Source organism: Candidatus Poriferisodalis sp. (assembly GCF_965205175.1).
Classification (GTDB): Bacteria; Actinomycetota; Acidimicrobiia; order Acidimicrobiales; family Poriferisodalaceae; genus Poriferisodalis.
The window spans coordinates 559,090-585,832 of record NZ_OZ242038.1 but is presented as its reverse complement, the minus strand read 5'-3'; the positions used below and the strand labels follow the sequence as shown (position 1 = coordinate 585,832).

Here is a 26,743-nt window from a genome sequence, read left to right as displayed (position 1 = left end):
CCAAGTCAGTCGGCGTCAGTACGGCAGCTGCGCAGCGGCTCGTTCGGTGTCTGCCCCTCCGACGGCTGCCTGCGGGAAGCCGGGCTGTGTGACGGTGCCGGTCCGCCGTCTGCGTGATTCGCGGGGGCTGTGGGGCGCCGGCCGGTGGCCAGCATCACCATGGCGCCGACGGCCAGCACGATGCTCATGGCGAGTCCGAGGCGCACCCCGCCCACCGAGGCAACCCAGTTGCTCACGCTGCCGCTCCAACGCTCCACCGTCATGACGAGTCCGTCGCTGCCGCGGTCGGTGAGGTCCACCAGCCAGTACCAGATGGTGAACGCTCCTGCCGCGATCAACAGGACCGCAGCAATGGTGTCGGTGTGCCGCATGAGCAGCCGAAGCCTGCTCAGCAGCCAGCCGCGAGCCAGCGCCAGGCTCACTGCCAGCGAGGTCAGCGCCATGCCCATGCCGAGGGCGTACAGCACGAATGAGACGACGCTGCCGACGAAGCTGTCGTCGCCCGCCGAAGCGGTGACCACCACCAGGAACGTGGCGAGCCCGCACGAGACCGAGGCCACGGCGTAGCTCACGCCGAACGCGAAGAGCGAGCCGAGGTCTCGCCCGCTCGGGCCCCGCTCGAACTTCGGCAGGAATGCGGTCAGGCGGAAGCCGGCGAGCATCGAGGCCCCCAAGGCGACCAGACCCGCACCGATGGCGATGGCCACCCAGGGCACGTAGCTGCGCAGTGCGCTCAAGCCTGCCGACAGCGCTATGCCGACGATGCCGAACACCACGACGATGCCGGCGGTGACCACAGCACCCGTGGCGAGCGCGCGTCCGATGCCGACCTGCCGACTGCCCTCGCTGGCGCGCCGGTCGATCCCCAAGAAGAACGAGAGATAGGCCGGCAGCATCGCGAATCCGCACGGGTTGACCGTTGCCACGATGCCGGCGGTGAAGGCGAAGCTGAGCCGCGCGCTGTTCACGAAGAGAGCCTGACAGCTCGCCGCTCACCTCGCCCGGCACGGAGCGTGCTCATCAGCCGATGCCTGCGCTCGCTCGGAGCGAACGCGTGCCGGTCGGGTGATGGCGGCGATTGAGTTGCTGTTGGGTTCGGCGGCAGGTGTTCATATGCCGAAGTGTGCGCGTGCGCGTCGGGTGATCTCGTCGAGGGTGAGCAGACCGCTGTGGGTCTCGAGCAGTTCGCCGCTCGGCGAGACGAAGACCGTGGTGGGCATGCCGAGCCCGCCGAAGTCGATGAAGAGTTCGCCTTCGTCCAAGCCCGTGGGGTAGGTCACGCCGCGTGATCGCACCGTCGCGATGGCATCGGCGAGCCGATCATTGGCAGCGAGGCCCAGCACGGCCACGTCGGTCCCGTGCGCGTTCCAGAAACGCTCGAAGTCGGGCATCTCGGTCACGCAGGGCGCGCACCACGATGCAAAGAAATTCACGATGAGCGGACATCCTGCGTAGCCAGAGAAGGCGGCAGGCCGTTCGTCGAGCGTCACGAATCCGAGCCTGTGTACGCCGGCCAAGCTCGCATCCACACCGTGAGCGGCAGGGTCGATCTCGCTGCACGCCGTCGCCTCGACGTCCATGATGTCGGCTTCTGCGGTTGCCAAGGAAGTCTCGTCCGGCCCGCCGCCGCCTGCGATCAAGAACCCTGCGGCACCCAGGGCATAGAGGCCAAGCAGCCCGAACATCCAGCCCCGCCAGCCCGACAGCCGTGCTCGCCGCCGCTCGCCAGCGGGATCCTCCATGCAGCATCGAGGCTACTTGGCAGCTAGCCGGAGCTGCTGAGACGTTGCATGGAGGTTGCACGGCACCTGTGCAGTGCTGCGTTCAGTCGATGAGGTGCCGCAGCTTGCCGTGCTGGGACGTACCGCGTGCTGCGACGTGCCGCTTGCCGTGCGTCGCCGGGTGCCGCTGCGCTTTTGTCTGCCGCTGCGCTCTGGGAGCACCCCGGCGTGACGGCCCGCCCCGGGGCTGTCAGCCACCCGTTTCGGGCAGCCTCAGTCCACCGGAACAGTCCGTCGAACCCGCGCGCAACTCAGGCGCGGGCCAAGTCAGGCGGCAGCGGCACCTCCTCCATGACGAGCGGCGGCCGGGGACGCTTGGGCGGCCGACCGCGCGGGCGCTTGTTGATGCACACCCGCCCGTTCTCGAACAGCTCGCCGCCCCACACGCCCCAAGGCTCATGGCGTGCTTGCGCGGCCTCCAGGCACTCGCCCGTGACCGGGCATGTGGAGCAGATGGCCTTGGCGCGGGCGATCTCGTAGAAGTTGTCCGAGAAGAACAGTGGTGTCATGGTGCCCACGAGGTCGCGGCAGCGGCCTTGTGAGCGCCAGCTCACCGCAGCATCGGCAGCACCGGCTGACTTGGCGGCACTGGCCGGTTCAGCATGGGCCGACGTGTTGTCGACGACGAGTTCCAGCATGAGGTTCCTCCTGTTCAGCTGGTTGTGCCCATTGGTTGCGCCGATGAGTTGCGCGGATCGATGGAGCGGTCTGTTGGCCCCGCCTGGGCGCGAGGTCTGGTTGCGCGGGCTGAGAGGTCGGGCCGGTTGCGCGGTCTGCCAGCCGGCGCCGAGCCCGGACGGCACCGAGCCCGCACGGCGGCGGCCGGATCCAGCGACGCAGTGCCCGCAACGCAAAGCGGCCGCCGGGTCGTCCCAGCGGCCGTAGGGAGCGTTCTGATGTCGCAGAGGACTACATCAGAAGCTCCCAGAGCCGCGGTTGACCGCTCTTGGTGGCCGGTGTCGGACTGGTTGCGGTTGGGACGGTTGCGTTCGGGACCGACGCGGACGGGTTGGGTGCCGTCGGGCTGATCGCTCTAGCGGCGCCTGCCGCCGATACTGCTGCCGCCCGAGGCCTGCCAATGGAGCGGCGGCAGCCATGCGCATGCGGCCACCGCACTTCGTCGGCAAGCACGAGCCCGATGCAGGCCTCACTGCATCGCCCGCCGTCCAACTGCCCGCCAGCAGAGACGAGCGCCCTGCACGCACGCCTCACTGTGCGCTGGCCATATGCACTGGCCATATGCACTGGCCGAGATCGAACATCGGGAGTGCCCGTGAGCGAACGGGTCCCGCTGGACGAGTAGTCGGGCGTATGGTCGGGCGAAAGGTCGGGGCTCGCCGCTCGTTGCGGCTACCCGACGATATGCCGCAGCGATGCACACCTCAGCATGTGCGACTAGTCCGTGTCAAACGTATTTCCGCATCTGCGAACTCCGGGTCGCTGCGCCGCACATGCCCAACCCAACACCCGGCGGCACCTGAACGGCTCGGCGGTACGGCCGTTGCCCGCCCAAGCCATGCCCGCACACAGCAACGTGGCACGCCGCCACGCACTCGTCCAGCGGCTCAGCGGAACTCGTACTCGAGGACGTCGTCGAGTCGCCGGGAGACCTTGACTTCGCCGGTGTAGCGCAGGTGCTCCAGGTGAGCGAAGGTTTCGGACTCGGCCATCGGGCCCCACGAACGTTCTTTGAACAGCTGCTTCATGTAGTCCTGCACGGAGGCACGTCCGAGGCGGTCTGAGGAGGCCCGCAGCAAGTCGAGGCGTTCGACGTGGTGGCGCTTGATGTCGGTGACCCGGCCGGACAGGTCGGTGAAGGGCTGACCGTGCGCCGGCAGGCCCAGCTTCACGCCGTCGAAGCCGGCGACCCGATCCAGACTGGAGAAGAAGTCCTTGAGCGGATCACGTGCCGAGGTGATGCCCGAGATGTGCGGCGTGATCGTGGGCAGCACGTGGTCGCCGCAGATCATCAGGCCCCCTTCGGGGTCGAAGAGGCACAGATGGTCGATGGTGTGGCCCGGCGTGTGGACAGCGACGAACTCGCGTCGCGCCAGCTTGATGCGGTCCGCATCCTCGACGCGGTGGGTCGGATGCGGTGTGGCGAACCAGCGTCCGCCCCAGCCCTTGCGCATGGCCAGGTACCCGAGCTTGGCCCTCATCGGCATCTTGTAGTGCTGTCCGCCCCATGGCGTGGGCCCGCCCGGCCCGGTGTCGCGTCCGCTGTACACCGGGTCGGCCACCAGCTCGTTGTTCTCGCCGTCGGCGGTGACCGGCTCGAGCGCTTCGTCGTCCTCGTCGGCGGTATCCCACCAGAGCCGAAATCTGCGATGAGTCACCAGCTCGGCGCCGAACTGACGGACGAAGCGGCCTGCTGCACCGAAATGATCGGGGTGGCTGTGGGTGACGATGATCGAGTGGACCCGTTCGGGCGGCACCTCGGCTTGGGCCAAGCCGGCCATGAGCGCCTTCCAGTTGGCCGGGCCCGGCAGTCCGGGGTCGACGAGCGCCGCGCCGCGGTCGTCGTCGAGGAGGTAGCAGTTCACATGTCCGAGACCAGGCATCGACATCGGCAACTGAAGTCTGCGGACGTCGGTCGCAAGCTCGATGATCTTGCCGTCGGGCGGCAGCTGCTCCTCGCGAGTCGGGCGTGACGCCAGTGACACGTGGTGCAGGCTAGCGAGTCGCGCGAACTCTCTAACGAGTGTTCGATTCTGGAGTGCTCGATGTTGGGCCGGTGCCGGCCGAGCCAGTCGATGCTGTCGTCGAAGTCATCGCGGCGGCACGGCTGCGCCTGCGGTGCGGGCAGCGGTGTCGGACTGGCCAGTCGCGCTCGGCATCAGCCAGCGCTCGCGGTAGAAGCGAAGCTCGTCGATGCTCTCGAGAATGTCGTCGAGGGCACGGTGCTTGGTGGTGCCAGAGCGGGCACGGCTCAACTCGGCCCAAGCCTCGGCCACATCGGGTCGCCAGCGCTTGGCGAGTTCCTTGAGCGACGACACATCGACCACCCGGTAGTGCAGGTACCGCTCCAGCGCCGGCATGTACTGGTCCAGGAAGCGGCGGTCGGTCCCGATGGAGTTGCCGCACAGGGGCACCGTACGCGGCTCGCGGACGTGCTGCGTGACGAAGCTGAGCGTGCGTTGTTGGGCCGCCTCCACGGTGACCTGCGATGCAGCGATCTCGTCGAGCAGCCCCGTGCCGGCATGCATCGTGCGGACCTCGGGATCCATGGCCTCCAGGTCTGCCTGCGACGCCCGGATCACCAATGCTGGACCCGTGGCGATGAGTTCGAGAGCGTCGTCGGTGATCACGGTGGCGATCTCCACGATGCAATGTCGCCGGTGATCCAGTCCGGTCATCTCGAGGTCCAGCCAGACCATCACGGCCGCATCGTATGCCTCTCGCCGCAGGTCACCCATCGCCGTTCCCGCCGGCAACGACGCACCGGCACAGCCCCGGCATTTGGGCTCGGTCATCAGGCCCGCCGGGCGCTGCGGACCTCTCACACCCGTCAAGCCGGTCGAATCCCGTCATGCGCGCCGAAGCCCGCTGGCCGCTGGCGACAATAGCGTTCGCACCGATGAAGGGCGTGCTGGGCAGAACTCGGCCGCCGCGCAGAACTCGGGTGCGACGCAGGCCAGGACGCCGCATGGCGGCCGGCGGCTTGGAGCCCAGCGAGCGGCTGATCGGCGGTCTCATCGTCCTCACTGCGATCTTGACGGCGGGCACGGTCGGCTACATGGCGCTGGGTCTCGGCCTGCTCGATTCGCTCTACCAGACCGTCATCACCATTTCCACGGTCGGCTACAGCGACCCCGAGAACGTCGGCGGCCGCTATCAGCTCTTCACGATCATCCTCATCCTGCTCGGAACCGGCACCTCGCTGTACATGATCGGCGTCGTCTTCGAGATGTTGCTGGAGGGCCGACTCGACGACCAGCTCAGGAGGCGGCGCATGCAGCGCGACATCGACCAGCTCAGCGGCCATTCGGTCATCTGCGGTTACGGCCAGGTCGGCCGGGCCATAGCCGCAGTGATGATCGACCAAGGTGCCGACGTCGTCGTCATCGATCGGGATCCCGATGTGTCGATGCTCGATGCTGCAGACCTCAGTCTCCGTTGGGTCAGCGGCGACGCCACGCACGACAGCGTCCTGCGCGACGCGGGCGTCGAGCGAGCCGAGACGATGGTGCTGGCGCTCGACTCCGACGTGGACAATCTCTATGTGGCGCTCAGCGCCCGGTCGTTATGCCCGGAGCTGTTCATCGTGGCCCGAGCGAACTCCGCAGACGCAGCGCCGAAGCTGCACCGAGCGGGCGCAGACCGTGTCATCAACCCGCATCAGCTCGGCGGCTCGCGCATGGCCGCCATTGCGTTGCAGCCCGGCGTGGCGGACTACCTCGATGAGGTGATCGGGCGGACGGACCAGGACGTGCGGCTGCTTGAGCACCGCATCGTGCGAGGCAGCAAGCTCGTCGGCAAGTCGGTGGCGGAGCTGGATCTGGCCCAGCGTGCCGGCTGCGAGATGCTGGCGATCAGACGTGACAATCGCTGGTTCGCCATTTCGCGGGCCGCCCAGCAGTCGGATGCCCAGCAGTCGGCTCACCGGCTGGCGGAGCACGACCTCTTGGTAGTGCTGGGCACCGCAGAGCAGCTGAGCCTGGCGCTCGCCCTGTTCGACGCCGAGCAGTTGTCTGCAAATGAGCTGTCCAAGGAAAATTGACAGCGCTGTGCAACTGCAGCACCCGACTGCGCAACGCAGCTGACAGCCATGCGGGTTCAGCCGTGCCGACTCGGCTCTGCGGGTTCGGCCGCATGGGTTCGCCTGCAGGTTCAACTCTGCCGGTTCAGCGCAGCGGCTTCAGAGCGCGGCCGGGTCGTGGTCTTGGATGAGTCGCAGAGCGCTGCGGATCTGCTCCATGCGCGCGTACCCCTCGGCATCGACGAGGTAGCGACGCTTGGCCAGCCGCGCAAGCGAGCGATGCCTGCGGGACTGCGCCGTCTCGCCGCGGAGCGTGCTACGGGAGATGCCGAGAGACCGGACCGGAGGCACGGCTGGAGCGTCGGCAGTCCGGGAGTGGGCGGTGCTTGGCTGCTGCTCGGCGGCGTCGTGCGCCGCGAGCACTAGCTGCTCCAGCTCGTTCGGCGGATTCGGCGCCCGTCGTGCAGCGCGCAACGGTTCGCCGCAGTCACGCTTCTCGTTGCTGTGGCGCAGATCGAGTTCGGCCGGCTCGGACCGCTGCGAGACGAGGGTCGGCGCGGCCCACCGCGGCGGGCTGAGGCGAGGGTCGACTTCGGCCGGCGCCGGCAAGCTCGCCGCAGTGAACGTGTGGGACACCTCGGCGCAACCGGCGTCGAACTCCGACGCTCCGATGTCTGACGCTGCGCTGTCGAACAGGGTGGGCGCTTGCTGTGTTGGCGGCATTGGTGGCGAGTGCTTCGTCATGGGCATATGGCTACTGACGGGGTGTGACATCAGACCGTGTGACATCAGCCGAGACATGACAAGGCCCGGCGAAGTCCGGCCGCGATCCGCCGGTGAACGCGGACACCCTCAGCGGCCGGAGTGACCGAACCCTCCGAGGCCGCGCTCGCTCTCGTCGAGCGCTTCCACCTCTTCCCATTCGGCTTGTTCGACCCGCTGGATGACCAGCTGGGCGATGCGGTCGCCGCGCTGAACTTGGTAAGGCTCGGCCGGGTCGGTGTTCAGCAGCAGCACCCGCAGCTCGTCCCGATAGCCGCTGTCGATCAAGCCGGGCGAGTTCACACAGGTCACCCCGTGTCGCCGCGCCAGTCCGCTGCGAGGCTGCACGAAGCCTGCGTAGCCGACGGGGATGGCCACGGCGATGCCGGTGGGCACCATGGCGCGCCCGCCCGCTGCGGCGAGCGTCACCGTCTCAGCAGCGAGCAGATCGCATCCGGCGTCGCCCGGTCTTGCGTACGCCGGCAGTGCAAGTCCGTGGTCCAGACGTCGGATCGGAACGGCCACCACGGCGGTCACCCTATGAGCATCGTGCGACGTGATGGCTAGCGCGAGGTGCATCGGGCTGAGCTGTCACCGCGCCCAGACGCCGCCTGCCCTTCGTGCGAGCCGTCCCTGTACGTCGGGATGCGTCAGGCTGAGCAGCCACGGCACCGGGAGGTTTCTCGCCGGGAGGCTGCTGTCGTTGTCGGCGGTTGCCGCAGTAGGCCGCCCGGGGCTCGAACCCGGCACCTTGGGATTAAAAGTCCCCTGCTCTACCCGATGAGCTAGCGGCCCCCAACGTCGCTGGCGCTGATCCGGCACTAGTCCGGTACTGCAACGGCACCTGCAACTGCTCAACATACCGGCAGTGCGCCACTCCAGCAGGCACCGCAAACAAACCCCGAGCACGGGCACCGGGTTGCGTCACTGATGACGCGTGCGACCGAAGGCGTCGGGTGCCAGCCGCACTGCTCCGCGAGACGGCGGGCCGTGGCCGGCGGGACAGAGGAACCGACCTCTTGCGAACCAACACCGGCGAGTTCGCACACACCCGGCACGTCCGCGGGCACGCAGCGTCGAACCCGGACCGCTCCAGAACCCGCCAGTCAGCGCTTACAGGAAATATATTGAAATATAATAAGACGACGCTTAGCCCTAGTGTTCGGTGCCTCATCGTCGCCTGTGCTGGACAGGCGACGGCGTGTCGCAGATTGCGACACCACACCGGACAGGAGATGCTGTGCCTGAAGATGATCGTTCCCGCTTCTATGATTGGTTGTGTGACCATGACGATGGACGACTGGTTGAGTACGTGATGTCACGCTTGCTCCCTGCGGCGCTGTCGGAACTGGTGACCAAGAGCGATCTCGACGTTGCGATCTCGCGCTTGAAGGTTGAGATGGCCGAACAGCGCGACGCGGATCGCAAGGCCGCGGCGGGTCAGCGCGAGGCCGACCGCAAGGAGATGGCGGATCAGCGCGTGGCGGCTCGTAAGGAGTTCTCGGCGAGACTGGATCAGCAGGACGAGAAGTTCTCGGCGAAGTTGGAACAGCAGGACCAACGGGTCACAGCCCAGCTCGACGGCTTGCGCAAGGAAGCTCGCGATCGTCATCGGCTGCTCGTCGGCGTGGCAGTGTTTCTGGCCCTTGAGATCGCGGCCGTGCAGGCGGGCTGGCTGCAGCGTGGCCTGGACGTGCTCTCGGCCGCCTTCTAGAAGCCGGATTGGACCCAAGCGGACCACAGACCCAGTTGGATCACCAGGCCCAATGGGATCACGTGGAGCAAGCGGACTCAGCGCACGGGCACGCCGAGCAGTTCGCCGGCCACGGCCCGCACCTGGCTGTCACGATCCTCGAGCGCCGCTTGCACGGCACCAACAGCGCGATGGTCCTCGAACTGATGCAAGCCCAGCAGTGCGCGGCGGCGAATCTGCGGCCGGTCGCTCATGGCGTGCAGCAGCGTCTGCAGCATCATCGTCAGCGCAGTGTCACGTCGATCAGTTGCAGTTGGCGCAGCATCGTGTCGAGCATCGGGCCACGCACCGACCGCAGCACTGGCCACAGCCGTACCGCCGGCCTCCGCACAAGCGGCGCTGTCTGGGTCGTGAGCGCTGGCCACGGGTTCGGCCTCTAGGTGGTGCCCGCCGGCTTCATCGCCGCCAACGCGTTCGGCGCAGCGTGTACTCGCACCAATGCGGCGCTGCGCCACGACGCCCGCAAGTCCGTTGGCCGCGTCGCCAGTCCGGAAACCTGCATCCAAGCCTGCGGCAAGGGCGCCCAGTGCAGCGATGGCGCTTTCCCGACAGAGCGGTTCGCTGTGGTCCGCGGCGACTCGGCACAGCGCCGCCACCGCCCCGAAGTCCCAGCTGCGTTCCCCCAGCGCCGCCGCTGCTGCCTCAACCACCGATGAATCAGTGTCGCTCAGCAGCTGTACCAGCGCGACTCCCGGCGGTGCTACCTCGGCCGCCCGACGCCGCACCGCAGCCGACTCGTCGTCCAGCGCACGCCTGACCTGCTCGACACCGAGCGTGCCGCACCGGGCCAGCGCCCCCAGTGCCGCCCCGCGCACGCCTGCGTCGACGTCGTCGAGCAGCGATTCCGCCAGCCTCGCGTCGCCCCGATGACCGGCCACCACCGCTGTCAACCGACGTGAGTACGCCTCATCGGTGCCATTCATGCCGCCGAGGTGGACCGTGCGGCCCGCTCCGTTGACGTCGGCCGTGTCGTTGATGCCGCCCGCGTCGCCCGTTGCTTCAGCGCTCATCCGATCAGTGCTTCGAGCATGAGAGCCCCCACGGCTGCGGCTGCCACGACCAGCGACACCAACGCGACGACGCAAAGCGCCGTGAACGCAACCAGCCCGATCACTGCGACCAATCTGCGCCACACGGCCGTCGGCTTGTACGGCCAGCTGCCCGCCCCCATGTCCTGCTCGGCATGTTGCGACGGCGCCTGCTCCGCCTGCGCTCGTTTCAGCGCCATGTGACCAATTCAATAAGGTCCATCTCCATGCGGCTCATCGGTGCGTGCAAGCGACGCGCGAAGAGCCAGCAAGCGCCGCCGTCTGCACGTGCCCGCAACTGCCGCATGGCACGCTTGCGCCCGTGACCCACGCCGCTGGCGACACGCCGCAAGACGGTGCAACCGGCACGCGGCAAGACACTCGGCGAGTCTCGCCCGCGGACGCGCGGCGAGATGCTCTGCAAGTCAGTCCACAAGACGGTTCCGAGCCACAGGAAGCCACCGAACCAGGCTGCGCAGCGATCGGCTGGCACGCACTGGCTGGGTCGCTCGACGATCCCGGCTTGACACCGCTGCGCGCAGATGAATTCGAACGACCGGACCGGGTATGGCGCACAGCCGACACTGCCAGGCTCGCCGACGCCGCTGTGGATGCTCTGGATGTCTGCGGCTCGGCGAATCGGTCTCGTCCGGCGGCCGCTGCACCAGGCGGGCTGTCCGTCGCGGCTGACGAGCGGCCTGTTGCTGCGGCTGATGCCGTCGGCTCGGCGGCTGTCCCGGCCGGTGCGACCCTTGCCGATGGCCCGGCGTCGTCTGCTGCTGGCCTGCCGTCCGGCCACCCGCTGCCGGTCCGCCCGTACCCGCCGTCGAACGACGACTCCGTGCCACCCCACCCCCGCCCACGCCAGTGCTCACGCGCTGTCACCACGCTCATCGCCGCCCTGCTGACTGGGGCACTGCTCGTCGTCGTCGGCACAACAGCGACGCTCGATGACAAAGCCGTTGTCGCCCCAGGCCTCACCGCCGACATCGAAGAGTTCGTCGCCGTCAGCGGACACCCAGTCTACGCTTCGGAGGCTTCTATATCTCTGGTCAGCGTCCGCACCAGCTTCGCCCCGTCGCTGTTCGAGTTCGTCGGCGCCTGGCTCGACGGCGCGACAGACGTCATCGACGTCGAGGACATCCTCGGTGACCGCACCATCGAGCAGAACCGTGACGCCGGCCGGCGCCAGATGGACCAGTCCACGCAGGTCGCTGTCGCGGTCGCCCTCGAGCACCTCGGCTATGAGGTCATGACCCCGATCGGCGCTCGGGTCGTAGGGGTCATGCCCGATTCCCCCGCTGAGGGTGTCCTCCGCGAAGGCGACATGGTGCAAGCGGTCGACGGCACCGCCATCACGACGGCACAGAGCCTGTCGGAGACGATCAAGACCAGCGAACCGGGCGCGACCGTCGCGCTGACCGCACTCGACCCCGAAGGCCAGACCCGCACCATCACGGTCGCTCTGGCCGACTCGGAAGGCGTCGCCCTCCTCGGCGTCGTCGTCGCTACTCATGTCGAGTTCGAAGAACTTCCCATAGACGTGACACTGCACGTAGACAGCATCGGCGGGCCTTCGGCTGGCCTCGCCTTCACGCTGTCGGTCATTGACGCCCTCACGCCCGAGCCGCTCACCGGCAACCTCGACGTGGCCGCCACCGGCACCATCCGTCACGACGGCACGGTCGGCCCCGTCGGCGGTGTGACCCAGAAATCGCATGCCGCCGTGCGAGCCGGCACCGACCTGTTCTTGGTGCCCGCGTCTCAAGTCGACGAAGCGCTCGCCGTCGCCGACCCCTCGGTCGCCGTCGTCGGTGTCGAGTCCCTCCAGGAAGCCTTGGACGCCATAGCAAACCACCGCAGCTGACGGCGCTCGGGCTGAGCCCCAACGGGTTGGTGTAGCTGCCCGGCATGGTTGCAGAGTCCAGTCCCAGCGTCGCGACCGAGGCGCTTTGACCGGGGTTGTCGCCGTGTCACAGGGTGGGGTACGGTGCGGTTGTTGTTCTCAGGCGCCAGATGGGCGTTGCAGCGTTTGTGAGGTGTACTGTGTCGGTTGCGGGTGTTGCGGTGCGGAGTCGCAGGTTGTGGGCAGTGCTGGCGGCGGTGGTGCTGGCCGGTTCGGTGCTGGGCGTGGTGGCTGGCTCGCCTGCGGGCGCAGCGAACTCGGCGGCTGAGTATCTGGTCGACTCGAACAACGACGGGCGGCCGGATTCGCGCGCGTTCGCCGGCAGGGACCGGTACGAGACGGCGTTGCTGTTGGCGAAGCACTTCGCTGACGGCGGCGAGCCGGCTGCGGTGGACACGGTCGTGGTGGCGTCTGGGGAGTCGCAAATCGACGCGGTGGCTGCTGCAGGGCTGTCGAGGTGGGAGGAAGCGCCGGTGCTGTTGACGCGGCGTGACAGCTTGCCGCGTGGGGTGGCTGAGTTCGTCGCCGATCAGGGCGTCCGCAAGGTGTACGTCGCAGGCGGCATGATGGCGGTGTCCGATTCGGTGGTGGAGCAGTTGGAGGGGCTGGCGTCGAAGCCGACGGTGACGCGCGTGTCCGGTGCGGACCGGTACGCGACGGCTGCGGCGATGGCCAAGCTGGTCGGCACGTCGGCGCGTTGGTGCGACTCCGACGACGACGCCGTGCTGTTGGTGAACGGGGATCGGTCACCTTTCACGTCCGCGGTGCTGGCCGGCCCGTTGTCGTATGGGTTGGAGATGCCCTTGCTGTTGACCGCGGCGAAGACGTTGCCGAGTGCGACGGCAGAGTGGATCAGCGACAACAACATCGACCGAGTAGTGATCATCGGCGACAAGACCGAAGTGTCAGAAGCGGTTGCGGACGAAGTGACCGCGTTGGGCGCCAAGGTGGACCGGCACGCGGGCAGCGACGCGGCGGCGACATCGGTCGCAGTTGCGAAGCTGATGTGGAACTGCGGCAGCCTGGGTGCTGACAAGTCTCGTGTGGCTCTGGTGTCCGAGAGTTCGACGGCGGACGGTGTTGCTGCTGCTCCGGTGATGGGCAACGGCATCAGCCGTGACGACTCGCCGGTGCCGATTCTGTTGGTCGGCGCCGAGCTGCCCGCCTCGGTGCGGGACTGGCTGGCAGCCACGCCCGCCAAGAATACAGACGGCACCAAGAAGCATCTGCAGGTTGTCGCGGTCGGCGGCACGGCTGCAGTGTCGGCAGCGGTGGTGACCGCCGCAGTCGCCGCCGCCTCCTCCGGGACGCCACTCACCGCGACGATCAGCGTGGACGCTGCGTCACGCACGGGTCGCGCAGAGGGTGACCCGAACTCGTTCAAGATTACGTTCAGTGATGCCATTGACACGACGGGGGACTGGAAGGCGGACCTCGGTTCGATGCTGTACGTGAACGGCGTACGAGTGCTGACCGAAGAAGTCACTGAAGACTCGGATTATCCAGTGGCGGGCACGTGCGCGCCGGGCAAGCGTGTCACGGTGACGTTGGAGTCGAATCTCAAAGCAGGCGACAAGGTTGAGCTGCGCCCGAACGCGGAAGCGGCAGTGGGCGCGTCGGGAGACATGCGACGCGTGGGGGCGACGTCGTTCACGGTGCCGTTGAAGACGACACCGGCCGTACCGCCGCCGTTGGAGGTCATCGCGATCGAGGGCCAGAAGCGGCTGTATCTGCGCACGACGATGGCGATGGGTCGCTCGGATGATGTCGGTAAGCGAAACGGGAAGATCACGGTCACCTCGAAGCGCGGTGCCAAAGTCACCGTGCAAGACCTCACGGAGAAGATATTCAAAAGCAGCGACTCGCAGGCCTACGAGCCGGCGCTAACGTTGACCGAGGCCTTCGATTACAACGGTGATGACGACAAGACCGACACGAACGAGCCGGCGGGGTCGCCGTATTTCCTGGGCGCGGGAGATACGGTGACGGTGGAGCGTGGCGCGTTGGTGAACGGCACGGCACAATCGCAGCGCAAGCGTGCGGTGGTGACCAAGCGGATGCCGAAGCCGAAGATCACAGCCGTACGGATCGGCCGTCCCGACACAGGCGTCAACGACGATCCGACTGACGACAAGAAGCCCGGCGGACTGCCTGCCGATGCCCTGCCCGATGCCGCCTCCGGTTCGTACATCAGTCTGCGCCCGGTTGCTCATGTCGGGGACGAGATAGCGTCATTCACTGATCCGCGCAGCCCGGCGGACCCACCGGGAGCATCGAGGGCCATCGTCTGGGGGTCGGGCGATGCCAAGCCTGCCCGGCAATTGCAGATCTACGGTCGGTGGGACGGGATGGCGGCTGGCGCGAAGGGCAACGACTGGGCGGTGCGTACGGAATTCGCGAAATCGTATTTCCCCGCGGACAGCACTGACGACGTAGACATCGACGTGTCGGTAGGTGCCAACTTCGGGCAGTCAGGTGGCGGCGTCATCCGGATCACATTCTTGGCGGGTGCCCCGACGCTGGCTGATGTCGCAAAAGCGTTGACCGCCAACAGCGATTTCACCGCGAACTTCACTGTTGCGTACAACTGCGCCGATCACGATGTGCGCTTGAAGGTGCCTGCCTCGGTCAGCACCGAGTCGGCTGATCTTCACTGGCACCGCAAGACGTACGGTCTTCAGGGAGGCGTTTCCACCGTCGGCTTCGAGGTCGTTTACGACGAATGGCACAACACAGGACGCCAAACCTCTGAGCTGCGCAATTTCGTGTTGGCGACGCTGGTGCCGAGGCCCGGAGGCTGGGACGTCGACGATACCTCTAGCAGGGTCGGCTCGGACGATGTCACCGGAATGAACAATTTCGAAGACACCAGCGCTCAACGATATTTCGCTCACGGCCATGTCGCCATGGGGCCGTCGAAGACATGGCACTTGTGGTTCATCACTGGTGACGCATCGCTGCTGCCAGGGCCGCGCACCGGCCCGACCGGAGGCGTGCTGAACTTCCCGGGCTACTTCTACGACAACACTGGCGCTCGGGTGAACCAGTGGGAGGGCGAGACACTTCGCACTCCGGGCGGCATAGGGAATATCAACTGGGACGGCAGGTTTCCGTACAGCTTCTTGGACCCGAACTCCTCGGACCAGGTCGAGTACGATGCCGCGACCGCAGCGACCAATGTGGCCGGGATGCTGCCGCAGCAGATCGACGACGACAAGTCCGGCGATCCGAAGAAGTCCAAGGCGGCTGGCAAGTTGACCGAACAGGTCGAGTGGGCTGCGCCGAAGCAGACCGTGCGAGTCACCTCAGGTAGCGTGCCCTCACACGTCACCGAGTTGCCCGTCAACTAGCTCCCACCCGCCGCCAGTGGGCTCGGTGTGCGCACCGGGACTGGCCACGAACTGCGCGACCTTCCAAAGACAAGGCCTTGGGGCATCAGCTCCTGGGCCTTGTCGCGGCCAAGATGCGAGAAAAGCGAGGGCGAGGCTGCCAGCGGTTCGCCCAACAGGGCTGCTGATGCTCCAGAAACTCGCTTGGACGGCAGGGGGCCGCCTCCTATGGCCCGTCGCGTTCTGACGGTTCGATGTGCGGAGGCTGCGGCGTCCGAAGAAGAACATGCGCTGCTCTCTGCTCGGCTGTGTGATCAGTTCGGCCCGAAGCTTGCGAAACTGCTGATGTCGCTGGTCCCCCGTGAGCTGCCGCCGGACTTGGTCACCGAGGGCTTCGTCGTGTCGGAGTTGGCGCGGTTCGTGACAAAGGAGCACTTCGACGCTGAGTCGGCGCGGTTCATGACGAAGGAGCACTTCGACGCGGTGATGGCGCGCTGGGCCCAGGATGCTGCGGATCAGCGGGAGGCGGAGCGCAACGAGCGAGTTGCTCAGCGAGAATTGGACCGCAAGGAGCGCGATGCCCAGCGGGAGGCGGACCGTGAGCGGCTGGACGCGCAGCGCGCCGAGGACCGGCGCTACGTGGATGTTCGCATGGAGAGGCTTGAGCGCCGGCTGCGTCGGGTGCAGTACATGTTGCCGTTGGAGTTGGCGGCCGGCGCGGCTGGCTTGGTGGTGGTGCTGCAGTGGCTAGACGGAGGAGGCTGAGCACGCAGCCCTCGGTCCGGCACGGCTAAGTCCGGTAGCGGTCCCTCGGCTGGAGCATCGTCCCCGGTGCCGACACACTGCTGGCCTTCCTTGGGTGCGGGTGGTGGTGGGGTGTCACAGGTGTGGGTGTGGTGTGGTTGTGTTGGGTAGGTGCCTGTTGGGGTGCTGTCGGGTTTTGTGAGGTGTGTTGTGTCGGTTGTTCGTGTGTCGGGTCGCAGGTCGTGGTGGGTGGTGTTGGTGGTGGTGTTGTTGGGGGGTTCGTTGTTGGGTGGGTCGTTGGTGGGGGGTGTGCCGGTGGGTGCGGCGAATTCGGCTGGTGAGTGGTTGGTGGACTCGGATCGGGACGGTCGGCCTGATGCTCGTGGGTTTGCGGGTCGGGATCGGTATGAGACGGCGTTGTTGTTGGCGCGGCATTTCGCGGATGGGGGTTTGCCGGGGTCGGTGGATGTGGTGGTGGTGGCGTCGGGCGAGTCGCAGATTGATGCGGTGTCTGCTGCTGGGTTGGCGGGGTTTGTGGAGGCGCCGGTGGTGTTGACGTATCGTGATCGGTTGCCGGGGGGGGTGGCGGCGTTTTTGGAGGATCAGGGTGTGGGGACGGTGTTTGTGGCTGGTGGTCCGGTGGCGGTGTCGGATGCGGTGGTGGCCGAGTTGAAGGGTTTGGCGTCGAAGCCGCGGGTGGTGCGTGTGGCGGGTGCGGACAGGTATGCGACGGCGGCGGCGATGGCGGGGCGGGTGCGGTCGTCGGCGCGGTGGTGCGGTTCGGATGATGAGGCGGTGTTGTTGGCGAACGGGGATCGGGTGCCGTTCACGTCTGCGGTGTTGGCGGGTCCGTTGTCGTATCGGATGCAGGTGCCGTTGTTGTTGACGGCGGCTGACAGGCTGCCTGCGGTGTCGGCGGATTACATCGGGGACAACGGGATCGACCGTGTGGTGATCGTCGGGGACGTGTCGGAGGTGTCGGAGGGTGTGGCTGACGCGGTGACGGCGTTGGGGGCTCGGGTGGATCGGTATGCGGGGGGTGACGCGGCGGCGACGTCGGTGAGGCTGGCGGAGTTGATGTGGGGCGGTTGTGGGGGTTTGGGCACTGACACGGGCCGGGTGGCGTTGGTGTCTGAGTCCTCGACGGCTGATGGTGTGGCGGCTGGGCCTGTGATGGGCCGCGGTCTGGATCGGGACGGCCGTCCGGTGCCGATTTTGGTGGTGGGGGCGGAGTTGCCGGGGGTGGTGCGGGATTGGCTGGCTGCGACGCCGGTGAAGGACGCTTCGGGGAACAAGACGCATATGTCGGTGGTGGCGGTGGGGGGGACTGCTGCGGTGTCGGCTGGTGTGGTGTCTGCTGCGGTGGCTGCGGCGGGGTCGGCGCCTTCGTTGTCGGCGTCGATCAGCGCGCAGCCGGCGTCTCGGTCGGGCCGTGTGACCGGTGATCCGTCGGTGTTCACGGTGACGTTCAGCGACGCGATCCGCTCCACGCGGGCGGATCTGTCGAAGCTGGTTGGGATGCTGTTCGTGAACGGCGTGTCGGCTTTGGTGTCGAAGGTGGAGCTGGACGACGCGTTCCCGCCGGCGGGTTCGTGCACGGCGGGCACGAGGGTGACGGCGACTTTGCTGGCGCCGTTGAAGGCGGGCGACAAGGTGGAGCTGCGTCCGGACAGGGACGCGGCGTTGGGCGCGTCGGGTGACATGCGCAGGGTGGGGGCGGCGTCGTTCACGGTGCCGTTGAAGGCGTCGGTGTCGGTGGTGCCGCCGTTGGAGGTGATCGCGGTGGAGGGCCAAAAGCAGGTGTATCTGCGGACCACTGGGGCGGTGGGCGGCGATGAGGATCTGGTGCTGTCGAACGGGAAGGTGTCTGTGACCTCGAAGCGGGGCGCGAAGGTGTCGGTGGCGGCTTTGGAGGACGTGTCGTTCCGTCGCACGAACACGCAGGCGTTCGATCCGGCGTTGACGTTGGCGGAGGCGTTCGATTTCAACGGCGACAAGGACAAGACCGACACGAACGAGGCGAAGGGCAGTCCGTATTTCCTGGCTGCGGGGGACACGGTGACCGTGGAGCGGGGCGCGTTGTCGTTGGACGGCGTCGGGTCGAGGCTGGAGCGTGCGGCGGTGGCCAAGCGCACCCCGAAGCCGAAGGTCGCCTCGATCCGGGTGGGGCGGCCCGACACGGGGGTGAACGACGACCCTGCTGATGACGGCAAGCCGGGCGGTCTGCCGGGGGACGTGGCGCCCAAGCCGACCGAGACAGGGTTTTTGAGTCTGCGTCCGGTGGCGCACATGGGCGCCCCGGTGGGGGCGGCGTTCAGCGATCCGCGTGCGCGGATCAAAGCCGACGACGGTTCGACGTCCGCGTCGATCACGTGGCCGGCGTCGGGGTTGACGGTGGCTCGCGAGATGCAGGCCTATGCCCGCTGGGACGGGATCGCGGCGGGCGCGAAGGGCAACGACTGGGCGGTGCGCTTCGACTACGCGAAGGCGTATTGGGCGCCTGGCGCGGCGTTGGAGGACGAGGAGGTGGAGATCGACGTGACGGTGGGCCGCAATGTGGGCCGTTCGGGTGGCGGGCTGGTGCGGGTGACGTTCCTGGCGGGTTCCCCGACGTTGGGCGACATTGCGGACGCGTTGAACGCCGACAGGGACTTCGCCGACAATTTCACGCTGGCCTATGACTGCGCGGACCGCGAGAAGCTGATCACGGCTCGTCCGGCGAACGAGTCGGCGGTGAACACGTACTGGCATCGCAGGTTCTACCCGTTGATCGGGGGGGTGTCCAGCGTCGGCATCGAGGTGACGTTCGGGGAGTGGCATTCGGCGCATAAGAACACCAGCGAGCTGCGCAATTTCTTGTTGGGGTCGCTGGTGCCGGGCTGGAACCCGGACAACGCCGCGGACCTGATCGCTGCTGCGGACGTGTACGGCAACAGCAACTATGTCGCGGACTCGGCGCAGCGCAAGTTCACGCACCATCAGACCGGCAACGTGGCTGCGGCTCGGCCGATCAAGGTGTGGCATCTGCGGTTCACCACCGGCGACGCGTCGCTGCTGCCGGGGCCGCGTACGGGCGTGTCGGGAGGGGCGATCATGTTCCCCGGCTACTATTACGACGACAGCGGCACGCTGGTTGACCTGTGGGAAGGGGAGCCGGCCAAGACCCCGTTCGGGATCCGGAACATCAACTGGGACGGCCGTTTCCCGGTCAGCTATTTGAACCCGACGGCGTCCGATCAGGTGGAGGACGACTCGCAGGGCGTGCCGGGGAAGCTGCCGGCGCAGATCGACGACGACGGCGACGGGAACGCGAAGCAGTCCAAGACTGCCGGGGTGCTCACTGAGCAGGTGGAGTGGGCGGCGCCTGATCACACGGTGCGGGTCACCGCCGGCGACGTGCCCTCCTACCAGTTCGAGCTGCCCGTCAACTAGCCCCCCGGGGGGTCTGGCGCCGGCAGCCTGGCGGCGCCCTCGACGCGACACACCGGCGTACTCCTTTGGGTGGGGTCCGCCGGCGTGGCTGGGCGGCCCCGCGGCAGAGCCTGCCCGGGTCCGGTCCGGCGGGCTGCGGGCTTGTGGGGCCGGCGTCTTTGTTTGGGGGCTGCGGCTGGTTCGGGGAGTGTTCTGCGGTCGGCTGCGTGTCGGAGTGGGGCGGGGGTGGGCGTGCGGCCGGACGCGGATGCTGTGGGATGCTGGGGGTGTCACAGGTGCGGGTGTGGTGTGGTTGTTGTGTGTGAGGTGCCTGTTTCGGGGTGCTGCGGGTTTTGTGAGGTGTGTTGTGTCGGCTGTTCGTGTGTCGGGTCGCAGGTCGTGGTGGGTGGTGCTGGCGGTGGTGTTGTTGGGGGGTTCGCTGCTGGGTGGGTCGTTGGTGGGTGGTGTGCCGGTGGGTGCGGCGAACTCGGCTGGTGAGTGGCTGGTGGACTCGGATCGGGACGGTCGGCCTGACAGTCGGGGGTTCGCGGGCAGGGACCGGTATGAGACGGCGTTGTTGTTGGCGCGCCATTTCGCTGACGGGGGTGTGCCGGGGTCGGTGGACGCGGTGATTGTGGCGTCTGGGGAGTCGCAGATCGACGCGGTGGCTGCTGCGGGGCTGGCGGGCTATGTGGAGGCGCCGGTGATCTTGACCTATCGTGACCGGCTGCCGAGGGGTGTGGCGGAGTTCGTTGACGCTCAGCGGCCGGGGACGGTGTATGTGGCTGGGGGCCCGTCGGCGGTGTCCGACGCGGTGGTCGCCCGGTTGGAGGGGTTGGCGTCGAGGCCGCGGGTGAGGCGTGTGGCGGGTGCGGACAGGTACGCGACGGCTGCGGCGATGGCGAAGATGATCAGGCCTTCGGCGAGGTGGTGCGAGTCTGACGATGAGGCGGTGCTGTTGGCGAACGGGGACCGGGTGCCGTTCACGTCCGCGGTGTTGGCGGGCCCGTTGTCGTATCAGATGCAGACGCCGTTGCTGCTGACGGCGGCTGACAGGCTGCCGGCGGCGTCGGCGGAGTTCATCCGCGGCAACGGGATCGACCGGGTGGTGATCATCGGCGACAAGACGGAGGTGTCCGACGCGGTCGCGGACGAGGCGGCGGCGCTGGGCGCCCGGGTGGACCGTTATGCGGGCGCGGACGCGGCGGCGACGTCGGTTCGGGTGGCGGAGCTGATGTGGGAGGGCTGCGGGGGTCTGCGCGCGGACCGCACGCATGTCGCGTTGGTGTCGCAGGGCTCGACTGCTGACGGCGTCGCGGCGGGGCCGGTGCTGGGCCGCGGGATCGGCCGCGACGACCGGCCGGCGCCGATCCTGCTGGTCGGCAAGAGCTTGCCGGGGTCGGTGCGGGACTGGCTGGCGGGCACGCCGACCACTGACAGCGCGGGGAGCAAGACGCATCTGGCGGTGGTGGCGGTGGGGGGAACTGCTGCGGTTTCGGCTGGTGTGGTGACAGCGGCGGTGGACGCGGCGGGCACAGCCCCGGCGTTGTCGGCGAGGATCAGTTTCGACACGAGCGAACGTTCGCGGTTCACGTTGACGTTCAGCGACAGGCTGCGGCTGAGCAGCGACGCGTTGTCGGCGGCGGACCGGAAGGCGTTGGCGTCGATGGTGTACGTGAACGGCTCGAACGTGGAGGTGAACAATTTCACGGTGAACGAGGGCTACACGGCGCCTGATGCGTGCTCGGCGGGTGCGGGGACGCAGCTGTTGGTGCTCTTGCCGGCGCCTCCGGGGTATCGGCTGCTGCAGCCGGGGGACCGGGTGGAGCTGCGCCCGAACCGGAACTCGATGCTGGGCGCCGGGGGGGACAGGCGGATGGTGCAGGCCGCCTCCGCGGTGTTCCCGGCGCTGCCGCCGCCGGCGTCGGTGGACCCGACGCCGACGGTGGTGGCAGTGGAGGGCCAGACCAAGATGCAGCTGTACCTGGACGCCTACTCCTATCCGGACCGGGGCAACGTGAACACTCAGATCGACGGCACGGCGGGGAAGATCAGCGTCACGACCGCACGGTTCAAGAACCGGCCGGGTCCGAAGGTGAAGCCCGACGACGGCTACGACCTGGAGTCGGTGGGGAACGCGTCGGGGTTCCCGGGGTACAACGTGAACCTGGTATTGGCCGAGGCGTACAACTGGAACCCGGGCGAGGACTCCGACACGACCGACACGAACGAGGCCGCCGGGTCGAAGTATTTCCTGCGCGCCGGGGACACCGTCACGGTCGACCGGGGCGCTTTGACGCACACCGCGAGCCGCACCCAGTCCCGGTTCGCGCGCACCACGGTCTCCAAGCGGGTCCCGAAGTTCGCGGTCACCTCGGTGCGGGTCGGCCGCCCGGACACGGGAGTGAACGACGACCCCGCCGACGACGCCAAGCCGGGGGGCCTGCCGGCGGTGGTGGCGCTGGACGGGAACGCGAACGACTCCACGCCGCTGATCAGCCGCCGCGCGCTGGGGTTCGTCGGACGGGCCAACACGACGACGTATCTGCATGTGCGGCCCCGCTGGGACGGGTACGCGGCGGGCGCTTTGGGGAACGAGTGGACGGTGCGCACCTTGTTCTCCCCCGACTGGGACCCGAACGGGGCGCAGCGGCTCGACGTGGACGTGAACAAGTACGCGACCGGCGTCGGCGGGCAGATCTCGGTCACGTTCGTCGGCGGCAGCTTCACGCTCGGCGACGTGTACGACATTCTGCGGGCCGACAAGGAGTTCGCAGCCAATTTCGACGTGTACTATCCGCCCGAGGCCGGCGAGCTCAGCAACAACTGCAACTGGCGCAGGGTGCGGGTGAACGCCAAGGAATGGGCCGAGACGTCGTCGGGCACCGCGATAGGCGACCAGCAGGTCCGCAACCAGCCGACGTTCTTCGGCGGGGGGGTCAGCTCGGTCGGCATCGAGATCACCTTCGGCGACTGGGTCGCTGACCTGCCGGGCACCGCGACGGGCCAGAAGCTGCGCGACCAGGTGCTCGCCGCTTTGGTGCCCGGTCATGTCCTGAGCAATGTGCCGGCAGGGTTCCGCACCAACGGCGAGGTGCGTCACATCCAGAGCAACGAGTCCGGCGGGGACCCCGTGGGCCGTGACGCGTCCATGCTGGTGGACATGCTCACCCACTCGGCGCGTCCCTACACGCCGGCGAACCACGACCACTACACGGCGGTGGTGTCCTCCGCCGACAACGGGACAGTGGGCTCGAGCGGCCTGCCCACCAAGACGTTCCATGTGCGGGTCACCACCCGCGACCCGCAGCGGCTGCCCGGGCTGCGCACCGGCGCCGGCAAAGGCGTGGTCAGCTTCGGCGGGGAGTACTGGTCCACCACCGCGGGCACGCTCGCCGGCAGCCCGGCCGCGGTCGCGTACAGCTACCTGTGGGCGAACGGCTCCGACCAGGCCGCCGACACCAGCCTCGGGGTGCCCGGCCGGCTCCCAGCCGAGATCGACGACGACCGCGACGGCGCCGCCGACAAAGCCAAGACCGCGACCAGCGAGCCCGCGGACTACGCGTCGGCCGCGGGCAGGGTGCGGGCCGTGTCAGGCGACGTGCCCTCGCTGCGTCCCGGCAACCCCCTCGGCTAGCCCCCCCGCCCGCCGGCGCCTCGTGTGCTGCCGTCCCGAAGCTCTCGACGGCTTCGGGACGGCATCGTCTTCGCCGCCCCGGCGGCCCCCCGCCGGCGGCGTCCTGAGGCGCCCGGTCGGCCGCGGGGGTCGGCCGGCGGGTCCGCGGGCCGGCCCTGGGACTTCGCCGGCGGCGGCCTTTGGGGCGCCCGTCCGGCTGGGGGTCCTGCGGGGCTGGGGGGTGGGGGTGTCACAGGGGGGGGCGGGGTGCGGTTGTGTTGGTGAGGCGCCTGTTCGGGCGCCGCGACGGGTCGACGGGTCGTTGCTGTCTAGGGTTGTGCTGTGAGGTGTGCTGTGCTGTTGGGTCGAGCGAGGCTGTGGGTGCTGTCGGGTCGCAGGCGGGCGGCTGTGGTGCTGCTGGCGGCTGCGGTGGCGGGGTCGATGCTGGCGGTGGCGCCGGGCGCCGGGGTGGGGGCGGCGAACTCGGCGGGCGAGTTCTTGGTGGACACGAACCGTGACGGGCGTCCTGACAGCCGTGCGTTCGCCGGGGGGGACCGTTACGCGACGGCGCTGTTGTTGGCGGAGCATTTCGCTGACGACGGCACGCCTGGGACGGTGGACGCGGTGATCGTCGCGTCGGGGGCGTCGCTGGTGGACGCCGTGGCGGCTGCGGGGCTGGCGGGCTATGAGCAGGCGCCGGTGCTGTTGACCCGCCCCGACGGGCTGCCTCGCGGCGTCGCGGAGTTCGTGGAGGACCAGGGGGTGCGCACCGTGTACGTCGCCGGGGGCACAGCGGCAGTGTCGGAGCGGGTGGTGACCCAGCTGGAGGGCTTGGCGTCGTCCCCGAAAGTCACCAGGGTCGCGGGGGCGGACCGGTATGCGACCGCGGCGGCGATGGCGAAGCTGACCCGCTCCTCGGCGCGTTGGTGCGGCACCAACGACGACGCGGTGCTGCTCGCGAACGGGGACGCCGCCCCGTGGAGCGCGGCGGTCGCGGCGGGGCCGCTGGCGTACGCGTTGGAGATGCCGCTGCTGCTCACCCCCTCAGACGCGCTGGCGGCCGCCGCGGCGGAGTACATCGACGACAACGGGATCGACCGTGTGGTGATCGTGGGCGGCACCGATCAGGTGTCGGCTGCGGTCGCGGATCAGGTGACTGCTTTGGGGGCGAGGACCGAGCGTGTCGCCGGCGCGGATGCGGCGGCGACGTCGGTCGCGGTGGCGAGGCTGATGTGGGGCGCCTGCGCGGGTGTAGGCACCGACACGAATCGTGTGGCTTTGGTGTCCGCGACGTCCGCGGCGGACGGCGTGGCCGCCGCGCCCGTTCTGGGTGCGGGGATCGGCGGTTCGGGCAAGCCGGTGCCGGCGCTGCTGGTCGGCGAGGTGCTGCCCGTCTCGGTGCGGGACTGGCTCGCCGCGACCCCGGTCGCCGACGCGGCGGGCGCCCGTCAGCATCTGTGGATCGCTGCTGTGGGCGGCACCGCGGCGGTGCCGGCGTCGGTGATGGCCGCCGCGGTGGCGGCCGCTTCGGGGGGTGCGCCGCTGACAGCCAAGATCTCCAGGGACCCGCTGACACGCGACGGGCGCATCGTCGGCAATCTGTCCGCTGAGGACAGAGCGAAGCAGGAAGAAGAGGACCGCCAGTTCACGATCACTTTCAGCGACAAGATCAGCCAGACCCCCGCGGCGCGTACCACGACGACGACGTTCGACGCCTGGTTCGACCGGCTCGCGTCGATGCTGTACCTCAACGGCGCCCCGATGGCGGTCGCCGCTGACGGCATCGAGGCCGACACGAACTATCCGCCGTCTGGCACGTGCGGCGCGGGGACTCGTGTGACGGTCACCTCGTCGGACACGCTCAAGGCGGGGGACCGCATCGAGCTGCGCCCCAACGAGTCCGGCTCGATGCTCGGCGTGACCGGCGACATGCGTCGTGTGCAGCCCGCGAGCTTCACGGTCCCGCTGAAGACGACGGTGCCGGTGGTGCCGGTCGTGGAGCTGGTCGCGGTGGAGGGCGAGAACTCCGCCGCGGTGCGTGTCGCCCAGCTGTCCGACAGCGAGCTGACCCGGCCCAACGACGTGAACTCCGCGAGCCATGCGGCCGACTACCATCCCGTGTCGGTCGTCAGCAAAGCCGGCGCGAAGATCAAGACGCGCTTCAGCTTCGGCGACGCCACCTTGCAGACCGCAGCGGCGAACAACCAGATCAACGGCTACAAGGTCGTCTGGAAGCTGGCGGAGGCGTTCGACATGAACGGCGACGGCGACACCGGCGACTCCTACGAAGCCAAGGGCAGCAGCTATGCGCTGCAGGCCGGCGACGTGGTGACCATCGACCGGGGCGCGTTCGTGCACACCGAGAGCGGCGCTCAGTCCCGCTACACCCGCACCGTGGTCACCAAGCGGATACCCAAGTTCGGGGCCACCTCGGTGCAGATCGGCAAGACCGACACCGGCGTCAACGACGACCCCGCCGACGACGACCTGACCGGCGGGCTGCCCGCCGACGAGCAGTGGGGCAGCGACGCCGATCTCAGCCGCCGCGCGATCGGCTACCTGGGCCCCAAGAGCGGGGATCATCTCAAGATCCGTGCCCGCTGGGACGGCATCGCCGCCGGCGCACGCGGCAACGACTGGTCCGTCAACGTGCGCCGCCCGGCGGGCGCTTCGGGCAGCGGCTTCCACCGTCCCGACGACCCGGTCGACATCGACGTGCGGGTCGTGCCCGGGATCGGCGCCGCCGGGGGCGGCAGGATCGACGTGACGGTCCTGGCGGGCACCCCCACCCTGGGCGACATGCACACCGCGGTGACCGGCACCAAAGCCTTCGCGGACAGCTTCACCGCCGAGTACAGCAACTGCGCCCGCCGCGGCCGCAAGCTCGCCGCCGTGCCGGAGTGGCTGAGCTCCCGCTACAAGATGCGAGGCGGCGTCACCACCGTCGGCATTCTGGTCACCTGGGAGGACTTCGTGCACACCGTGCTCACGAACACCCTGACATGCCAGGTGCTCGGCGCGTTGGTGCCCGGCCACTACACAGGCGGCTCTCCCGTCTCGTGCACCGCGGGCGCGTTCTCTTCGGCCCGGATCACCGCCCGCACCGTGGTCACGACCGACGCCGGCTGGGCCGCCACACCACCCGAGCCCGCCGAGCGCAGCGTCTACTCAGCGTCGGTCGAGTTCTTGCGGCCCTCCAAGTCCGCCCGCATACAGTTCTCGACCACCGACATCTCCAAGCTGCCGACGCTGACCAGCGGCTCAGGCAGAGGCGTCGTCACCTTCTACGGCAGCTTCTACGAGTACGCGCCTGACGGCACCCGAGGCCAGTTCGACACCGACTCCGGCTCACACGTGGCAGGCAACTACCTGCTTTCGACCTACAGCTGGAGCGGCCGCGTGCCGGAGATCGACGACGACGGCGACGGCGACGCCACCTACGGCAAAGGCCCCCGCACCGAGCCGGTCGACTTCCACAACCGCGCCCAGAAAATCGCTGTCACCACCGGCAACGTCCCCAGCACCCCATACGGATACTGACCACACCACACCCCCCGCACCACCGCACCGCAGCACAGGCAGCCCCCCACCCCAAAAACAGGGGAGAGGGGCTGCCTGTGCTGCCGTGTCCGCACAGCCACCACAAACCAGCTACGACACAGCCGACAGCACCAGACACCCCCTCCCGCCACACAACCAGCCGAACCGCGTGAG

Annotated in this window: 17 protein-coding genes and 1 tRNA gene; 8 read left to right on the top strand and 10 right to left on the bottom strand. The window is 68.4% G+C overall.

Annotated elements, in window-relative coordinates; all coding sequences use genetic code 11:
* Positions 1-5: 5 nt before the first annotated feature.
* The 5 genes from ACOGI4_RS02400 to orn form a co-directional block, all read right to left on the bottom strand.
* Positions 6-968: a cytochrome c biogenesis CcdA family protein gene (locus ACOGI4_RS02400; RefSeq protein ID WP_419842358.1), complete on the bottom strand. Its 963-nt coding sequence runs from the start codon at positions 966-968 to the stop codon at positions 6-8.
* Positions 969-1,109: 141 nt separating this feature from the next.
* The gene (locus ACOGI4_RS02395) at positions 1,110-1,742 is read right to left on the bottom strand and encodes a TlpA disulfide reductase family protein (RefSeq protein WP_419842357.1); all 633 of its coding nucleotides are present in this window, start codon (positions 1,740-1,742) and stop codon (positions 1,110-1,112) included.
* 290 nt (positions 1,743-2,032) lie between these two features.
* Entirely contained in the window at positions 2,033-2,419 is a 387-nt protein-coding gene (locus ACOGI4_RS02390) for a WhiB family transcriptional regulator (protein WP_419842356.1), read from the bottom strand.
* A 927-nt stretch (positions 2,420-3,346) separates the two neighbouring features.
* Entirely contained in the window at positions 3,347-4,444 is a 1,098-nt protein-coding gene (locus tag ACOGI4_RS02385; protein ID WP_419842355.1) for an MBL fold metallo-hydrolase, read from the bottom strand.
* Between the two features lie 105 nt (positions 4,445-4,549).
* Positions 4,550-5,158 (bottom strand): oligoribonuclease, encoded by a 609-nt coding sequence (gene orn / locus ACOGI4_RS02380; RefSeq protein ID WP_419843068.1) that lies wholly within the window; start codon positions 5,156-5,158, stop codon positions 4,550-4,552.
* A 152-nt stretch (positions 5,159-5,310) separates the two neighbouring features.
* Between orn and ACOGI4_RS02375 the strand changes: the two genes are divergently transcribed.
* Positions 5,311-6,501 carry a potassium channel family protein gene (locus ACOGI4_RS02375; protein ID WP_419842354.1) on the top strand — a complete coding sequence of 397 codons (1,191 nt, stop codon included), beginning with the start codon at positions 5,311-5,313 and terminating at the stop codon, positions 6,499-6,501.
* A 138-nt stretch (positions 6,502-6,639) separates the two neighbouring features.
* Here ACOGI4_RS02375 and ACOGI4_RS02370 read toward each other — a convergent pair whose 3' ends face one another.
* The 3 genes from ACOGI4_RS02370 to ACOGI4_RS02360 form a co-directional block, all read right to left on the bottom strand.
* Positions 6,640-7,224 carry a hypothetical protein gene (locus ACOGI4_RS02370; RefSeq protein ID WP_419842353.1) on the bottom strand — a complete coding sequence of 195 codons (585 nt, stop codon included), beginning with the start codon at positions 7,222-7,224 and terminating at the stop codon, positions 6,640-6,642.
* A gap of 108 nt (positions 7,225-7,332) precedes the next feature.
* Positions 7,333-7,821, bottom strand: coding sequence for a dUTP diphosphatase (gene dut / locus ACOGI4_RS02365; protein ID WP_419842352.1), 489 nt, complete (start codon positions 7,819-7,821; stop codon positions 7,333-7,335).
* A 143-nt stretch (positions 7,822-7,964) separates the two neighbouring features.
* Positions 7,965-8,037: transfer RNA gene (locus tag ACOGI4_RS02360), tRNA-Lys, on the bottom strand.
* A gap of 445 nt (positions 8,038-8,482) precedes the next feature.
* On the opposite strand from ACOGI4_RS02360, the gene ACOGI4_RS02355 reads away from it, so the two are divergent.
* The gene (locus tag ACOGI4_RS02355) at positions 8,483-8,956 is read left to right on the top strand and encodes a hypothetical protein (protein WP_419842351.1); all 474 of its coding nucleotides are present in this window, start codon (positions 8,483-8,485) and stop codon (positions 8,954-8,956) included.
* Positions 8,957-9,033: 77 nt separating this feature from the next.
* Here ACOGI4_RS02355 and ACOGI4_RS02350 read toward each other — a convergent pair whose 3' ends face one another.
* Both ACOGI4_RS02350 and ACOGI4_RS02345 read right to left on the bottom strand, forming a co-directional pair.
* Positions 9,034-10,005 carry a hypothetical protein gene (locus ACOGI4_RS02350; RefSeq protein WP_419842350.1) on the bottom strand — a complete coding sequence of 324 codons (972 nt, stop codon included), beginning with the start codon at positions 10,003-10,005 and terminating at the stop codon, positions 9,034-9,036.
* Positions 10,002-10,223 carry a hypothetical protein gene (locus ACOGI4_RS02345; protein ID WP_419842349.1) on the bottom strand — a complete coding sequence of 74 codons (222 nt, stop codon included), beginning with the start codon at positions 10,221-10,223 and terminating at the stop codon, positions 10,002-10,004. The genes ACOGI4_RS02350 and ACOGI4_RS02345 overlap by 4 nt, the downstream gene beginning before the upstream one ends.
* Positions 10,224-10,546: 323 nt before the next feature.
* Between ACOGI4_RS02345 and ACOGI4_RS02340 the strand changes: the two genes are divergently transcribed.
* The 6 genes from ACOGI4_RS02340 to ACOGI4_RS02315 all read left to right on the top strand — a co-directional run bounded on the left by ACOGI4_RS02340 (position 10,547) and on the right by ACOGI4_RS02315 (position 26,569).
* Positions 10,547-11,890 carry a PDZ domain-containing protein gene (locus ACOGI4_RS02340; protein WP_419842348.1) on the top strand — a complete coding sequence of 448 codons (1,344 nt, stop codon included), beginning with the start codon at positions 10,547-10,549 and terminating at the stop codon, positions 11,888-11,890.
* Between the two features lie 200 nt (positions 11,891-12,090).
* Positions 12,091-15,279, top strand: coding sequence for a cell wall-binding repeat-containing protein (locus ACOGI4_RS02335; RefSeq protein WP_419842347.1), 3,189 nt, complete (start codon positions 12,091-12,093; stop codon positions 15,277-15,279).
* Positions 15,280-15,603: 324 nt separating this feature from the next.
* Entirely contained in the window at positions 15,604-16,023 is a 420-nt protein-coding gene (locus ACOGI4_RS02330; protein WP_419842346.1) for a hypothetical protein, read from the top strand.
* Positions 16,024-16,227: 204 nt separating this feature from the next.
* The gene (locus ACOGI4_RS02325; protein WP_419841531.1) at positions 16,228-19,434 is read left to right on the top strand and encodes a cell wall-binding repeat-containing protein; all 3,207 of its coding nucleotides are present in this window, start codon (positions 16,228-16,230) and stop codon (positions 19,432-19,434) included.
* 361 nt (positions 19,435-19,795) lie between these two features.
* Entirely contained in the window at positions 19,796-23,050 is a 3,255-nt protein-coding gene (locus ACOGI4_RS02320) for a cell wall-binding repeat-containing protein (protein ID WP_419841530.1), read from the top strand.
* A gap of 333 nt (positions 23,051-23,383) precedes the next feature.
* The gene (locus tag ACOGI4_RS02315) at positions 23,384-26,569 is read left to right on the top strand and encodes a cell wall-binding repeat-containing protein (RefSeq protein ID WP_419841529.1); all 3,186 of its coding nucleotides are present in this window, start codon (positions 23,384-23,386) and stop codon (positions 26,567-26,569) included.
* Positions 26,570-26,743: the final 174 nt, after the last annotated feature.

Bases quoted from the DNA above. Each gene is read 5' to 3' on its own strand.
- orn (WP_419843068.1), bottom strand. From the start codon at position 5,158: ATGGTCTGGCTGGACCTCGAGATGACCGGACTGGATCACCGGCGACAT.
- ACOGI4_RS02345 (WP_419842349.1), bottom strand. From the start codon at position 10,223: ATGGCGCTGAAACGAGCGCAGGCGGAGCAGGCGCCGTCGCAACATGCC.
- ACOGI4_RS02375 (WP_419842354.1), top strand. From the start codon at position 5,311: ATGCGCGCCGAAGCCCGCTGGCCGCTGGCGACAATAGCGTTCGCACCG.
- ACOGI4_RS02370 (WP_419842353.1), bottom strand. From the start codon at position 7,224: ATGACGAAGCACTCGCCACCAATGCCGCCAACACAGCAAGCGCCCACC.
- ACOGI4_RS02390 (WP_419842356.1), bottom strand. From the start codon at position 2,419: ATGCTGGAACTCGTCGTCGACAACACGTCGGCCCATGCTGAACCGGCC.
- ACOGI4_RS02350 (WP_419842350.1), bottom strand. From the start codon at position 10,005: ATGAGCGCTGAAGCAACGGGCGACGCGGGCGGCATCAACGACACGGCC.
- dut (WP_419842352.1), bottom strand. From the start codon at position 7,821: ATGCACCTCGCGCTAGCCATCACGTCGCACGATGCTCATAGGGTGACC.
- ACOGI4_RS02395 (WP_419842357.1), bottom strand. From the start codon at position 1,742: ATGGAGGATCCCGCTGGCGAGCGGCGGCGAGCACGGCTGTCGGGCTGG.
- ACOGI4_RS02330 (WP_419842346.1), top strand. From the start codon at position 15,604: ATGTCGCTGGTCCCCCGTGAGCTGCCGCCGGACTTGGTCACCGAGGGC.